Source organism: Ramlibacter sp., assembly GCF_035548915.1.
Taxonomy (GTDB): Bacteria; Pseudomonadota; Gammaproteobacteria; order Burkholderiales; family Burkholderiaceae_C; genus Ramlibacter.
Map to the genome: position 1 here is coordinate 1 of NZ_DASZSE010000019.1, position 11,664 is coordinate 11,664.

11 protein-coding genes are annotated in these 11,664 nt (G+C 66.7%); 8 read left to right on the plus strand and 3 right to left on the minus strand.

The window, feature by feature from the left end; translation table 11 throughout:
* From accB to VHA82_RS05610, 5 genes are all read left to right on the plus strand, one after another.
* The coding region (gene accB / locus VHA82_RS05590; RefSeq protein WP_325541079.1) for an acetyl-CoA carboxylase biotin carboxyl carrier protein at positions 1-254 on the plus strand (254 nt) is incomplete at its 5' end.
* A gap of 9 nt (positions 255-263) precedes the next feature.
* On the plus strand, positions 264-1,613 hold the full coding sequence (accC, locus tag VHA82_RS05595; RefSeq protein WP_325541081.1) for an acetyl-CoA carboxylase biotin carboxylase subunit: 1,350 nt from the start codon (positions 264-266) through the stop codon (positions 1,611-1,613).
* A 20-nt stretch (positions 1,614-1,633) separates the two neighbouring features.
* On the plus strand, positions 1,634-2,515 hold the full coding sequence (gene prmA / locus VHA82_RS05600; RefSeq protein WP_325541083.1) for a 50S ribosomal protein L11 methyltransferase: 882 nt from the start codon (positions 1,634-1,636) through the stop codon (positions 2,513-2,515).
* Positions 2,512-3,528, plus strand: coding sequence for a DUF3426 domain-containing protein (locus tag VHA82_RS05605; protein WP_325541086.1), 1,017 nt, complete (start codon positions 2,512-2,514; stop codon positions 3,526-3,528). The genes prmA and VHA82_RS05605 overlap by 4 nt, the downstream gene beginning before the upstream one ends.
* Before the next feature lie 35 nt (positions 3,529-3,563).
* On the plus strand, positions 3,564-4,466 hold the full coding sequence (locus VHA82_RS05610; protein ID WP_325541088.1) for a carbohydrate kinase family protein: 903 nt from the start codon (positions 3,564-3,566) through the stop codon (positions 4,464-4,466).
* Positions 4,467-4,500: 34 nt separating this feature from the next.
* On the opposite strand, the gene VHA82_RS05615 is transcribed toward VHA82_RS05610, so the two are convergent.
* Entirely contained in the window at positions 4,501-5,265 is a 765-nt protein-coding gene (locus tag VHA82_RS05615; protein ID WP_325541090.1) for an SDR family oxidoreductase, read from the minus strand.
* Positions 5,266-5,405: 140 nt separating this feature from the next.
* Between VHA82_RS05615 and VHA82_RS05620 the strand changes: the two genes are divergently transcribed.
* The 3 genes from VHA82_RS05620 to VHA82_RS05630 all read left to right on the plus strand — a co-directional run bounded on the left by VHA82_RS05620 (position 5,406) and on the right by VHA82_RS05630 (position 9,037).
* Positions 5,406-6,860: an MBL fold metallo-hydrolase gene (locus VHA82_RS05620; protein ID WP_325541092.1), complete on the plus strand. Its 1,455-nt coding sequence runs from the start codon at positions 5,406-5,408 to the stop codon at positions 6,858-6,860.
* A gap of 18 nt (positions 6,861-6,878) precedes the next feature.
* Positions 6,879-8,501 (plus strand): hypothetical protein, encoded by a 1,623-nt coding sequence (locus VHA82_RS05625; protein ID WP_325541094.1) that lies wholly within the window; start codon positions 6,879-6,881, stop codon positions 8,499-8,501.
* A gap of 131 nt (positions 8,502-8,632) precedes the next feature.
* Positions 8,633-9,037: a DUF4143 domain-containing protein gene (locus VHA82_RS05630; RefSeq protein WP_325541096.1), complete on the plus strand. Its 405-nt coding sequence runs from the start codon at positions 8,633-8,635 to the stop codon at positions 9,035-9,037.
* A 163-nt stretch (positions 9,038-9,200) separates the two neighbouring features.
* Here the strand turns inward: VHA82_RS05630 and VHA82_RS05635 are convergent, their stop codons facing one another.
* Together VHA82_RS05635 and VHA82_RS05640 are read right to left on the minus strand one after the other, a co-directional pair.
* On the minus strand, positions 9,201-10,544 hold the full coding sequence (locus VHA82_RS05635; RefSeq protein ID WP_325541097.1) for a hypothetical protein: 1,344 nt from the start codon (positions 10,542-10,544) through the stop codon (positions 9,201-9,203).
* A gap of 28 nt (positions 10,545-10,572) precedes the next feature.
* A complete protein-coding gene (locus VHA82_RS05640; protein ID WP_325541098.1) occupies positions 10,573-11,664 on the minus strand; it encodes an endonuclease NucS domain-containing protein in 1,092 nt (363 codons plus the stop codon).

Genomic DNA, 11,664 nt, shown 5'->3' on the forward strand with positions numbered 1-11,664 from the left:
CCTCGCCGCAGGCCCCCGCGGGCCATGTGGTCAAGTCGCCGATGGTCGGTACGTTCTACCGCTCCTCCGCGCCGGGCGCGAAGGCATTCGTGGAGGTGGGCAGCCAGGTGAAGGAAGGCGAGACCGTCTGCATCATCGAGGCGATGAAGATCCTGAACGAAATCGAGGCCGACAAGAGCGGCACCATCACGCAGATCCTGTGCGAGAACGGCCAGGCGGTGGAATACGGCCAGCCGCTGTTCGTCATCGAATAAGCCCGCTGAATGTTCAAGAAGATCCTGGTCGCCAATCGCGGCGAAATCGCACTTCGCATCCAGCGGGCCTGCCGCGAGCTCGGTGTGCGCGCCGTGATGGTGTATTCCGAAGCCGACCGCGAGGCGAAGTACGTGAAGCTCGCCGAGGAGGCCGTGTGCATCGGCCCGGCCCCCTCGCCGCAGAGCTACCTCAACATGCCCGCGATCATCTCGGCGGCGGAGGTGACGGACGCGGAAGCGATCCATCCCGGCTACGGGTTCCTCTCCGAAAACGCCGACTTCGCCGAGCGCGTGGAAAAAAGCGGCTTCCAGTTCATCGGCCCCACGCCCGAATCGATCCGCCTGATGGGCGACAAGGTCTCGGCCAAGCAGGCGATGATCAAGGCGGGCGTGCCCTGCGTGCCCGGCTCCGAGGGCGAACTGCCCGACAACCCGGCGGAGATTCGCCGCATCGCCAAGTCCATCGGCTATCCGGTGATCGTCAAGGCCGCCGGCGGCGGCGGCGGGCGCGGCATGCGGGTCGTGCACACCGAAGCCGCGCTCGTGAACGCGGTGCAGATGACCAAGGCCGAGGCGCAGGCGGCGTTCGGCAACCCCGCCGTGTACATGGAGAAGTTCCTGCAGAACCCGCGGCACGTCGAGATCCAGGTGCTCGCGGACAAGCACAAGAACGCGCTGTACCTGGGCGAGCGCGACTGCTCGATGCAGCGCCGCCACCAGAAAGTCATCGAGGAAGCGCCGGCGCCGGGCATCGTGCGCAAGCTGATCGAGAAGATCGGCGTGCGCTGCGCCGACGCGTGCAAGCGCATCGGCTACCGCGGCGCGGGCACGTTCGAATTCCTCTACGAGAACGGCGAGTTCTACTTCATCGAGATGAACACGCGCGTGCAGGTGGAGCACCCGGTGACCGAGCTCATCACCGGCATCGACATCGTGAAGGCGCAGATCATGGTGGCCGCCGACGAGCGCCTGCCCTGGAAGCAGGCCGACATCGTGCTGCGCGGCCACGCGATCGAATGCCGCATCAACGCCGAGGACCCGTACACCTTCGTGCCGTCCCCGGGGCGCATCACCATGTGGCACGCGCCTGGCGGGCCCGGCGTGCGCGTCGACTCGCACGTCTACACCAACTACTTCGTGCCGCCGAACTACGACTCGATGATCGGCAAGATCATCGTGCACGGCGACACGCGCGAGCAGGCGCTCGCGCGCATGCGCACCGCGCTCGCCGAGACGGTGGTCGAAGGCATCAACACCAACATTCCGCTGCACCGCGAGCTGATGGTCGATGCGAAATTCATGGACGGCGGCACGAACATCCACTACCTCGAGGAGTGGCTGTCGCATCACAAGCGCTGACAGAGCCGCGCTGCGCCGCCATGCACGAACTGCGTCTGCTGTGCCCGGAAGTGGAGGTCGAGACCGTGAGCGAGGCGCTGGAGGCGCTCGACGCGCTGAGCGTTTCCGTCGAGGATGCCGACGCGCAGACGCCCGCGGAGCAGGCGCTCTTCGGCGAGCCGGGCATGCCGCCGCCGCGCGGCGGCTGGAACCGGTCGCTCATCGTCGCCCTTTTCGGCACCGAAGCCGAAGCGCGCGACGCCGCGCGCCTCATCGAGCCGCAGGCGTTCTTTAGCGAATGCAGGCTGCTCGACATCCGCGAGGTGCCCGAGGAAGACTGGGTGCGGCTCACGCAGTCGCAGTTCGCTCCCGTGGAGATCACGCCCGATTTCTGGATCGTGCCGAGCTGGCATGAACCCCCCGCCGAAGCGCGGCGCGTGATCCGGCTCGATCCCGGCCTCGCTTTCGGCACCGGCACGCATCCGACCACGCGCATGTGCCTGCGCTGGATCGCCTCGCATCCGCCCTCGGGCAAGCGCGTTCTCGACTACGGCTGCGGCTCGGGCATCCTCGCGATCGCGGCGGCGAAGTTCGGCGCAGCCGAAGTGCTCGCGGTCGACATCGACGCTGCGGCCGTCCGCTCGACGTTGGACAATGCGCGAGTGAACTCGGTCGAACTGATGGCCGGTCTGCCCGAGCTGGCGGCGGGCCGCTACGGCATCGTGCTCGCGAACATCCTCGCGACGCCGCTGAAGGTGCTCGCGCCGCTCCTGTGCGCGCATGTCGAAGAGAGCGGGCATCTCGTGCTCGCGGGCATCCTGGCGCGCCAGGCGGCCGAGCTGCGAGAGGCCTACGCGCCGTGGTGCCGCCTCGAAACGAGCGACGAAGAGGACGGGTGGGTCCTCATGACGGGAGCATCGTGAGCCTCATCACCCGCTGCCCCGCGTGCGGCACGATGTTTCGCGTCGTGCCCGATCAGCTCAAGATCTCCGAGGGCTGGGTGCGCTGCGGCCATTGCGCCGAAGTGTTCGATGCGCAGGCCAACATGCTGGGACCCGACCCGGCCGAAGTGCAGGATGACGAGCTCCCGCCGCCGCCGCCGCCGCTGGAGGCCGACACCGAACCCTCGGGCTTCGCCGATCTGCCGCCTTCCGTGGCATCCTCCCGGCCCTCGCCGGCGCATGCGCCCGGGCCCGGGCATGCCCATGCGCATGCGCATGCCCATGCCCATGCCCATGCGCCCGCGGCGGATTCGACACTCGATTCGTCTCCGCTCGATCAGCCGTTCGTCTTTCGCCGCTCCGACCTCGGGCATGGCGACGACCTGCCTTCCGTTTTGCCGCCTTCGCATTCCGCGGCCGAACCGCCTCCGTCGAAGCCCGCGCCGCTCGCGCAGCACGACGAGGAAATCGAAGACGTCACCTTCCTGCGCAACGCGCGGCGGAAGGCTTTCTGGCAGCGGCCGGGCGTGCGCCGCCTGCTCACGTTCGCCGCCGCGTGTCTCGTGCTGCTGCTCGTGCTGCAGGTCGCCGTGAACGAACGCGACCGCCTCGCGGTCCTGCAGCCCGAGTTGAAGCCCTGGCTCGCGCGCCTGTGCGAGCCCATCGGCTGCGTGATCCGGCCGCCGCGCCAGATCGAGACGCTCGCGATCGAATCGTCTTCCTTCAACAAGCTGCGGCCCGACACGTACCGGCTGAATTTCGTGCTGAGGAACAACGCTCCGCTTCCCGTGGCCCTGCCGTCGCTGGAGCTCACGCTGACCGACGGCCAGGACCAGCCCGTCGTGCGGCGCGTGCTCTCGCCCGCGGACCTCGGCGGGGCGGCGCCCGTCATGAATCCCGGCGGCGACTGGACCGCTTCCGTCACGCTGGCCGTGAGCTCCGCCGTGGCCGGCGGGCGCGTGTCGGGCTACCGGCTGCTCGCTTTCTATCCCTGAACCCCCGCCCGACTCCAAGCATCCACGAATCCACCATGGCAGCACTGATCTGCGGCTCGCTCGCATTCGACACGATCATGAACTTCGAAGGCCGCTTCGCCGAGCAGATCCTGCCCGCGCAGCTGCACATCCTGAACGTGTCGTTTCTCGTGCCGGCGCTTCGGCGCGACTTCGGCGGCTGCGCGGGCAACATCGCGTACAGCCTCAAGCGCCTGGGAGGCGAGCCGCTGCCGGTGGCGACGCTCGGCGACGACGGAGGCGACTACCTCCAGCGCCTGAGCGCGCTCGGCATCGCGACCGAATTCGTGCGGCGCATCGAAGGCGCCTACACGGCGCAGGCGATGATCATGACCGACCGCGACAACAACCAGATCACGGCGTTCCACCCGGGCGCGATGATGCAGGCGCACACGACCCGGATCGGTCCGCGCGCGGACGTGCGCCTGGGCATCGTCTCGCCGGACGGGCGCGACGCGATGCTGCAGCATGCCGAACAGTTCGCGCACGCTGCGATCCCCTTCGTCTTCGATCCGGGGCAGGGCCTGCCGATGTTCGACGGCAACGAGCTGCGCACGTTCATCGCTCAGGCGACCTGGGTCACGGTGAACGACTACGAGGGCAAGATGCTTTGCGAGCGCACCGGCCTCGACAACGCGGAGATATCGCGGCGCACGCGGGGTCTCGTGGTCACGCTGGGCGGCGAAGGCTGCGAAGTGTGGATCGAAGGCGAGCGCACTCACGTGCCGGGCGTGGCCGCGAAGGAGATCGTGGACCCCACAGGTTGCGGCGACGCCTGGCGCGGCGCGCTGCTGTACGGGCTGGAGCAGGGCTGGACGCTTGCGAGATGCGCCGAACTCGGCAACCGGGTGGGCGCGGTCAAGATCGCGAGCCGGGGAACGCAGAACTGGAATCCGGTCGAACTCCACCGGCCGGAGTGACCGAAGGGCGCCCCGGGCGCCCGCCTGATTCGTGTCAGCGCGAGAGGGTCACGCCGCCGTCGACCACGATCGTCGTTCCCACCACGTAGTCCCCCGCCCGCGACGCGAGATAGATCGCCGCGCCGGCCATGTCGTCGTCGCAGCCGATGCGGCCTGCCGGGGTGCGCTTCGCGATCTCGTCGCCGTGATCGCGAGCGGCCTTGTTCATCTCGGAGGCGAACGGCCCGGGCGCGATGCCGCTGGCGACGATGTTGTCCTGCGCGAGGCGCAGCGCCATGCGCTTCGTGAGGTGGATGAGGCCCGCCTTGCTCGCCGCGTACGAATACGTTTCCCACGGATTGACGCCGATGCCGTCGATCGAGGCGATGTTGATCACCTTCGCGGGACGGCGCCCGGCGGCCATCTTCAGCGCGCCATGCAGCGCCTGCGTGAGGAAAAACGGCGTCTTCATGTTCAGGTCGACGACCTTGTCCCAGCCCTTCTCGGGAAACGAGTCGAACGCTTCGCCCCAGGCGGCGCCCGCGTTGTTCACGAGGATGTCGAGCGCGGGTTCGCGCGCCGAGAACGCATCGGCCAGCGCGCGCGCGCCTTCGACGGTGGAGACATCCGCGGGCAGCGACACGCACGGCCCGAAAGCCGAAAGCTCGCGCGCGGTCGCGTCGCACGCCTCGGCCTTGCGAGCCGAGATGTAGACCTTCGCGCCTTGCTTCAGGAAGCCCGCGGCGATCATGCGGCCAATGCCCCGGGAGCCGCCGGTGACGAGGGCCACGCGGCCCTCCAGCGAAAAAAGATCGTTCATCGATTCGGTCCTTTCGAGGCGTGCAGATTAGCTCGGCGCGCAACGCACGCCAATCACCTGCATGACACGGCGCGCGGCCGTTGCTACCATGGCCGCCACACACGAGAACGCATGCCCGAAGAGGGCGATGGAGGCATCGAATGGAGCGCCGGGTCCTGCTGGCCGTCCTGGCCGCGTGCGCGCTGGCGGCCGCGTGCGCTGGACGCATCGACCCCGTCGAAGCCGTCCTGCGCCATTGCGAACTCGCCATGCGCTCCGCGCGGCTGAAGACGCTGCAGTACACAGCCACCGGCACGGGGTCCACGTTCGGCCAGGCGTACCAGGCCGGGATGGCCTGGCCGCGCATCGACATCACGATGTACGCGCGCTGGGTCGACTACGAGCACGGCGCGCTGCGCGAAGACACCGCGCTGCGCCGCGCCGAACCCACCGGCGGCGGCAGCCTGCCGCCGATGGGCGCGGGCGAGCGGCGCACGTCGGCATGGCTGAAGGGCGACCACGCGTGGAACGTGTCGGGAACGACCGCGACGGCCGCACCCGCGGCACTGGATGCCCGCGTGCACGACTTGTGGACGACACCCCAGGGCGTGATCAAGGCCGCGCTTGCGCGAAGCGCGGGCCGCAGCCTGCGAACGGAAGGTGACCTGCAGGTCGTGACGTTCGCCGACCCGGGGCGGCTGCGCGCGACCGTCTGGATCGGCGCGGACGGCCTCGTGCGGCGCGTCGACTCCGTGCTCTCCAACCCCGTGAGCGGCGACACGCCCGTCACGACGCTCTACAGCGATTGGCGCGACTTCTCGGGCCTCAAGTTTCCGACCCGCATCGTCCAGTACAAGGGCGGCTTTCAGGTGCTCGACCTCGCCGTGGAGCAAGTCGAAGGCGGCGCGCCGGTCGCGATCGATGTGCCGCAGGCGGTGAGCGCGTTCAAGGAAAGGGTGGACGTGCAGAAGCTGGCCGAGGGCGTGTGGTTCCTGGGCGGCGGCTCGCACAACAGCGTCCTCGTCGAATTCTCCGATCACCTGATGCTCGTGGAAAGCCCGCTCTACGACGGCCGCGCGCAGGCGGTGATCGCCGCAGCCAAGGAACTCGTGCCGGGCAAGCGCATCGCCTACGCCGTCAACACGCATCACCACTTCGATCATTCGGGCGGCCTGCGCGCCGCGGCGGCCGAAGGCGCGACGCTCGTCGTGAGCGAAGAGGCGAGAGGGTGGTTCGAGCGCGCATTCGCGCAGGCGAATACGGTGCATCCGGATGCGCTCGCGCAATCCGGGCGCAAGCCCGTGTTCCTCGCGGTGAACGGCCAGCGCACCTTCAGCGACGCGATGCGCGAGGTCGACCTGTTCCAGATCGAGGACAGCCTGCACGCGCGGGGCTCGATGATCGTGTGGCTTCCGAAGGAGCGCCTGCTCATCGAAGCCGATGCATTCACGCCGCGCGCGCAGCCCGCTGCCGCGGCGGCGCAGCCGGACGGCGCGGCCGCCAACCTCGTCGCCAACATCGAACGGCTGCATCTCGACGTCGAGCGCGTCGTGCCGCTGCACGGCCGCGTCGTTCCGGCCGCCGAGCTCTACACGGCGGCCGGCCGCGAGCCCTGAGAGGAGACACTTTCGCCGATGCTGCAAGCCCGCCAGTTCCGCCAGGCGCTCCTGTGGCCGCTGCGCCTGATGCAGTCGCAGGGGCGGCGCGAGCCGCCATGGCACTGGCTGCGAGCGCTGGGCCCCGCGTCGCCGTGGCGGGAAGTGGTGGACGAGTACACGGGCGCGGCGACCGACTTCCACGAGCGGCACTACCGCGAATTCGTCGCCTTCCTGCCGTACGTGCAGCGCTTCCTGTACGGAGAAGGCCGCACGCGGCGCGGCACGGGCGACGGCGGCTCGCCGATGCGCGTGTTCCGCCGCAACGACATCGCGCGCGTGCGCACGGTGGCGCAGCCGGGCGATGCGCCGCTCACGCTCGACATCGTGCACGTGGACCTCTATTTCTTCTACGACGTGGACCTCGTGCTTCTGAACGTGGAGGTGAGCGCGACGGACCTGACGCTTCGCGAAGCGCAGGAGGTGATGTACCGCTTCGGCCGCGGCTACCCGGGCGGGTGGGACGAGGAAGGCTGCCCGCTGCACTGCATGGCGAGCGTGGAGTGGCTCGCCGCGGACGGCAGCGTGCTGCACGCTTCGGACTCCGGCGAAAGCGAGCTCTTCCTGAAGCACGTGAGCGAGCATCGCGCGCCACGAATCTCGGGCCACTGGGCTTATCTGCTGCAGCCGCTCGTCCCCGATTATTCGACCGAGGAGGGCGTGCTGCGCTACCGGCAGATCGAGTACTACCGCATGCCGCTCATGGTGTTTCTCGCGCTGGACAGGCCGCGCGAGCTCACGCGCGCGGACTTCACGTGCCTGGGGCTCGTGACGGCCGCGCCGCGCAGCGACGACGCGAGCCTGCCGTATTCCGAAGCGCACCTGGACGACTTCGAGAGGCGCTACTGCTTCGACCGCTTCTGGTGTGCCGGGGGCGAGGCGCCGAACACGCGCTACCTGTGCAGCGGGCATTCGCTCGTGGTCGTGGGCGACGCGGCGTCGCCTTTTTTCGTGGATCGCGACCGTGGCGTGCTCGCGCAGTTTCGCCACCAGCATTTCCTCATGTTCCTGATCGCGCATTTCCAGAAGGCGGCGCTCCTCATGTTCTCCGACGGGCTCGCGCAGGCACTCATGGCGCTTTCGGTGGACGATCCGGAAAGCGTGCGCCGTTTCAAGCGGTCGATCCGGCAGGCGTTCGAGGGGTTTTTGCGCTTCACGCACCGCTACTGGTTCCACGAGATTTCCGAGCAGGCGCATGTGCGGGCGCTGTGGCACATGTGCTCGCAGCATCTCGACATCGATCCGCTGTATGCGGAGGTGAAGGAGCGGATCGCCGAGATGAGCAGCTATCTGGAGGCGGACAGCCTGCGCCGGCAGGCGAACACGGTGGTGCGGCTCACGGTGGTGACGATCTTCGGCCTGATCGGCACGGTGGCGACGGGCTTTCTCGGCATGAACCTGATTTCAGAAGCGGAAGCGCCGTTTCTTGCGAAGTTGTTTTATTTCCTGATCGTTTTCGTGCCGACGATCGCGCTCACGTTCTATACGATCGCGAAGTCGAAGCGGCTGTCGGACTTTCTGGATGCGCTGTCGGACGAGAGGCTGCCGGTGAAGTACAAGCTGGCGGCGTTGATGGCGGTGTGGCGGCGGGGGCGGGAGTGAGGCACATGGGGCTGCGAAATCGCAAGACGTTTCGCGGCCGGCGGGGAGCAGTGCCCAGTTGTTTCCTTGCAAATTGATCGTGTCACGATCAATTTGCGTGGATATTGCATCGACCACGCGAGCTCGTTCCAGTGGCGCCAGGACTCCGTCGGCACCTTCCTGCGCCTCGACCTGCACAGCTGGGGCTGGCGACCGTGCGCGATCTTCAAGGCCACCCCATCGCCGGCTCGTCGTGGGAAGGATTCGTCGTCGAACAAGTCCTGTCGCACCTGCCTGCCGATGCGCACGTGGGGTTCTATCGCACTGCGGCAGGGGCCGAGATCGACCTCGTGATCGAGCAACGCTCTCGCCGGGTCGGCATCGAGATCAAATTCGCGGCGGCGCCCAAGCCAGCGAAAGGCTTCTGGCAGGCGGCGGACGATCTGCGTCTCGACAAGGCATTTGTGATGGCGCCCGTGGAACGGCCGTTTGCGCTCGCTGCGGGTGTCGAGGTGGTGCCGGTGTCGCGGGCGGGTGCGCTGCTCGGGGTTGATTGATGCTTTTGGACGGGAGCGGGCGTTGACCGTGGTGTCAGGCTCAGGTGAGTGAATGTCTGCTGAAGACTGGTTGCTGACATTCGGGTTCGGTGGCCGTGCGGCCGCCGAGCGACCGAGACCTGACGTTCACAGTCACGAAGTCGCAGTTCCTGCAGGGCACCTACTACAAGCCCAACGTCGCGAGCGTTTCGCTCGGGTTCGCAGGGCTGCCTGATGGGCGCGCGCGAGCCACAACGACTGATCGCGATGCAGTGAGGCTTGTGCGGACGATCTCCGCGATTCGCTCCGACGATACGGTTCGCGTCCCGATCCAACCAGCACGGAGCAGGTCTGCAAAGAGCGTGTTGCTAAGGTGGCGACCAGCGTTCTCGAACGTGAGCTTCCGCCCTCCCTGCGGGCCGAGCGCGGCGGGGTCTGCTAAAGCTGACTGCAAGTACTCGCGTGGCAAGTACATGCCTGGAAGCAACCCTTCCGACAGCACTTCCAGCTGAATCCGCGAACAGAACTTGAAGTAGAAGCCATCCCCCGACAGTCGGTATGCAGACTTGCCGTCAGCAATGTGCCAGCTATCGGCGCAGGAAGCCCGAAACTGCACCATGCGCGCAAGCTCGGCATCAAAGGTGGCATCCGGCCGGTAAATCGCGGAGCGATCGGACGTACCTGCTGATCGCTCCATCAACTTGTACTGCACCATCGTCCAGGCATCGAACTCTTCGTGAAAGTAAAGCATGTCCACACCGAGGGCATGCTCGACGGCCGTCCGATTGACGTTGAAGACTTCCAGTTTTCGACCTGCAACACTGAAAACTGCACCCACGACAGTCGGCTGGGCTAGATCCGCGTCAGGAAAGGCTGCAGCGTCCCGCGCAATCAGTTGATCCTCGACCGTGCGCACACCCGCAAGGCCATCCAAGAAGGATGTCAGTCCATCGCCCTCCGGTGCGGTCCAACCTTGCAGCGTTGCCTTGCGCAGTCGTCCGGTCTGATCGAACACATCCAGCGCCACACCAACGGCATCACGTTGCTGTGCCACAACCTCCATGCCTGGTCGTCGGATCAGCTCTCGGCTTTGATCTCGCAAGCGCTCGATTCGCAGCAGCGCTTCGAGCGAACTCGGATCGATCTCTCCGACGGCCTGCTTCAGCCTGAGCCATGTCGTTTGCGGAATGGCGCCTCCGTGCCCTGACCGGCTGCTGATGATGTTCCGCTGAACTGTCTCGCCAACTCGGCGCTCAACGTCGCTGATGGCAATGCTTGTCGGAGTTACTTCTGTGAACTCAACACGTACTTTGCCCGTTGCAACGCGGTTGCCCTTGCGAGCCAACGCCCAGTGCGTGATCTCTCCAGGCTCGAAGAGCAGGCCGCAGACCTGCCATTGCCGAATCGACCAGTCTTCGCTGCTCAGCGCATCGGAGAAGCCTTCGGTGAGGTCGCGCACTTCGCGCAGAAAGGCATTGCGGCGATCCTCATCGAAGCGAATCAGGTAGCCCGCGACGCGCTCTAGCATGGTCGATCAGCCTTGACCCAGCTGCATCTCAGCCGGCCCATTTAGAAAACGCGAGCTTGAGTCGCTCCACCGTGTGGCGCCACTGGGGCGCCGTGGGCTGGCACACCGTGTTCTGGTTACCGAACAGTCCAAGCTCGTTCACCGCTTTCTCGCGCGGCACGGTGTCGAGCCACGTGACAGGCACGAAGTACTCGGTCTTCTCGGGATCGTCGGCGCTCGCCTTGTAGCGTTCGGCATGTGAAAGCACGTCCAGCGCCGGCCGTGGGCCATCCGGCGTCGAAACCATGAACTCCTTCGCTGGAAACACTCCGCCGGTGACACGGCCGACGCCGACATATCCGGTCTTCGGAATCTTCACCCAAACGCGGTCGCCTGGCGAGAGCAGCTTCAGCGTCTGGCTGTACCAGGTACCGCCGCCGGCGCTGATGTAGCCGTACTTGCGAGCGTCCTCCCAACTGCGCGACACAGCGTCCCCATAGGACACGTAGTACTCGCCATTCCAGGGCTCGCGCTCGCCAACGATCTTGCTCGACGTGGCCACGTTGGCCTGCGTCTCGCTCAGGTCGATGAGCCAGGCCCGACTCAGGAGCTGCTGCCCACCGTGGTCGAACACCTGAAAGAAGACGACGTTGATGGCGATGTCGCGTTCGTTCAGGTACTTGATGATGCGCTCGGTGGCCGCGTCGAGTTCGGCTGCGACGATGATGATCTGGTGTGACCGGTTGAGCTCGTCCGCGTCCAACTCAGTGCCGAAGCGCTGTACAAACGCCGCATCCAAGCTGCCGCCGTTGGAGAAGCGCTGGTAGATCTGCGCGACTTTCTCTGCCGTCAGTTGCTCCACCCAAGATGCATAGTCCAGCGCCTGGGCGACGATTTCGCGCGGTGTGCGGTCGCGCTTCAGTTCAATGAGCACGAGCGAGCCGTCGGGCGCGATGGCGAGCAAGTCGATGCGGCCACCGTGGCTGGTGGCTTCCTGTTGCCCGATCAGCATCCACTCGCCGGAGAGGATGCGCGGATCGCGCACGATCATCTCTTCCAGCTTCTGCTCGCTGGGCAAGCGCGTTGCGGCCAGCGGCATCGGGTTGTCTGCGACCGTCCAAATGGCGTGCTGAATCGGCAT

Excerpts from the sequence above, each read along its gene's own strand:
- VHA82_RS05635 (WP_325541097.1), bottom strand. The coding sequence starts at position 10,544 with ATGCTAGAGCGCGTCGCGGGCTACCTGATTCGCTTCGATGAGGATCGC.
- VHA82_RS05615 (WP_325541090.1), bottom strand. The coding sequence starts at position 5,265 with ATGAACGATCTTTTTTCGCTGGAGGGCCGCGTGGCCCTCGTCACCGGC.
- accC (WP_325541081.1), top strand. The coding sequence starts at position 264 with ATGTTCAAGAAGATCCTGGTCGCCAATCGCGGCGAAATCGCACTTCGC.
- VHA82_RS05625 (WP_325541094.1), top strand. The coding sequence starts at position 6,879 with ATGCTGCAAGCCCGCCAGTTCCGCCAGGCGCTCCTGTGGCCGCTGCGC.
- VHA82_RS05620 (WP_325541092.1), top strand. The coding sequence starts at position 5,406 with ATGGAGCGCCGGGTCCTGCTGGCCGTCCTGGCCGCGTGCGCGCTGGCG.
- VHA82_RS05610 (WP_325541088.1), top strand. The coding sequence starts at position 3,564 with ATGGCAGCACTGATCTGCGGCTCGCTCGCATTCGACACGATCATGAAC.
- VHA82_RS05640 (WP_325541098.1), bottom strand. The coding sequence starts at position 11,664 with ATGCCGATTCAGCACGCCATTTGGACGGTCGCAGACAACCCGATGCCG.
- prmA (WP_325541083.1), top strand. The coding sequence starts at position 1,634 with ATGCACGAACTGCGTCTGCTGTGCCCGGAAGTGGAGGTCGAGACCGTG.